The 2227-nt window shown below is 66.5% G+C and carries 1 protein-coding gene; it reads right to left on the bottom strand.

Annotated elements, in window-relative coordinates; translation table 11 throughout:
* Positions 1-72: 72 nt before the first annotated feature.
* The gene (gene dnaB / locus QL983_RS11050) at positions 73-1401 is read right to left on the bottom strand and encodes a replicative DNA helicase (RefSeq protein WP_111763569.1); all 1329 of its coding nucleotides are present in this window, start codon (positions 1399-1401) and stop codon (positions 73-75) included.
* Positions 1402-2227: the final 826 nt, after the last annotated feature.

Below are 2227 nucleotides of genomic sequence, written 5' to 3' on the forward strand. Positions count from 1 at the left end.
TACCTCCTGCGGAGACGCTCCTCCGGCCTCACTGGCCCCGGCCCGAGTCAACAACGTCATGCCCTCCTACACCTAGAACCCCCCAGAACCCCCGCCATCCTGTGCGAGGTTGCTGAAGCGACTGTAGTGCCCCTGGAACCCCACCACAATGGTCTTCGTGGGCCCGTTGCGGTGCTTGGCCACGATCAGGTCCGCCTCACCGGCGCGCGGGGACTCCTTGTCGTACACGTCCTCGCGGTGCAGCAGGATCACCATGTCCGCGTCCTGCTCGATCGAGCCGGACTCGCGCAGGTCGGACACCTGCGGCCGCTTGTCCGTTCTCTGCTCACTGCCACGGTTCAACTGGCTCAGCGCGATCACCGGCACGTCGAGCTCCTTGGCCAGCAGCTTGAGGGCACGGGAGAACTCGGCCACCTCCTGCTGACGGGACTCCACCTTCTTGCCCGAGCTCATGAGCTGCAGGTAGTCCAGCACCACCATCTTGAGGTTGTTCTTCTGCTTGAGCCGCCGGCACTTGGCGCGGATCTCCATCATGGTCATGTTCGGGGAGTCGTCGATGAAGAACGGCGCCTCGTTCAGCCGCCCCACGGTCGCGGCGATCTTGGACCACTGGTCGTCCCGGATGGTGCCCTTGCGCAGGTCCTGCAGGGCGATCGTCGCCTCGGCACTCAGAAGCCTCATCGCGATCTCGTTCTTCCCCATCTCTAATGAGAAGAACACCGTCGCCATGTTGTGGTGGATGGCCGCGGCCCGCGCGAAGTCGAGCGCGAGCGTGGACTTGCCGACGGCGGGGCGCGCCGCGATCACGATCATCTGGCCGCCGTGCAGGCCCTGCGTCAGCTCGTCGAAGTCGTAGAAGTCGGTGGGGACGCCCGTCAGGCCCTCCCCCTGGTTGCCGGCCGCCTCGATCTCGTCGACGGCGTGCTCCATGATCTCCGCGAGGCGCACGTAGTCCTCGGACTGGCGGTTCTCCGCCACCTTGTAGATCTCGGACTGCGCCTCGTTGACGATCTCCTCGACCTCGCCGTCGCCCTGATACCCCAGCTGGGTGATCTTGGTGCCGGCGGTGACGAGGCGCCGCAGGACGGCCTTCTCCGCCACGATCTCCGCGTAGAAGCTCGCGTTGGCGGCGGTGGGCACGGACTGGATCAGCTCGTGCAGCACGGCGGGGCCGCCCACGCGGCTGAGCTCCTGGCGCTTGTTCAGCAGGTCCGCCACGGTGACGGCATCTGCGGGCTCACCACGGCCGTAGAGGTCGATGATCGCCTCGTAGATCATCTCGTGGCTGGGCCGGTAGAAGTCGTGGCCGCGCAGCAGCTCCACCACGTCCGCGATCGCGTCCTTGGAGAGCATCATGCCGCCCAGCACCGAGCGCTCCGCCTCAAGGTCCTGGGGCGGCAGGAAGCGTTCAGAGGAACGGCCGCCGTCGTAGGAGCCCGAGTCTCCGTAGTTCTCAGTCAACGTCCGGAGACTCCCTTCCCACAGCCCGCACGACGGCGGCCCTCGCCGGTCTTCCCGGCTCTGATTCCTCTGTTGTCACCGCCCGTGCCGCCGCACCCTCCTGCAGGCGGACGGTGCGACGGTCCCCGGGGCGACGGTCCGAGCGGATGCGCGCCTGTCAGTGGTCACCTGCGGCCAATACCCGCCCTCGCGTTGGGGATACCACGCGACACTACGCGCGCCGTGGAGGCTGGGCAACCGCGTTTCCCACAGGCCTTGTGGACAACGTGTGGATTCGGCGGCGTGTCGCGTGGATCGCCTGAGGACCACGCTGGGGACAACCGCTCGACCGCTCCCATAATCCCGCTCTGACCTGGGACGATGCGATCCCCAGGGCTGTGGAGGAAGTTTCTCCACCCCCCTTTCGGCCCCATCGATCCAACTTGACAGCAGCCTCGTTTGCACCCTTATTACACGGTCTGGTACACGCCTATCCACACCGTCATCCACACTCTCCACATCTGTGGACAACTCCTGTGGACAAGGTGCCCGGATCTGGGGACGGCGAAGTTGACAGCGTCTGCGCGCGGCCCCGGGTCCTCCCCGTGCCCACCTCTCCCGGCCTCCCCGGGTCGCCTCGCACCGATGACTCCGGCACATCAGTGACCCCCACAAGAGTCATTGGACGGAATGAAAGCACGGTGCTTGGGTGGGATGCATCATCGTGTCGTCCGCCACAGTGAGGAGTCCGCCGTGCCCCCGGCCACCACCGCCCCCTCCCCGGCCT

The sequence above is a fragment of the Micrococcus sp. APC 4021 genome, from assembly GCF_030407635.1.
GTDB classification, from domain to species: Bacteria; Actinomycetota; Actinomycetes; order Actinomycetales; family Micrococcaceae; genus Micrococcus; species Micrococcus luteus.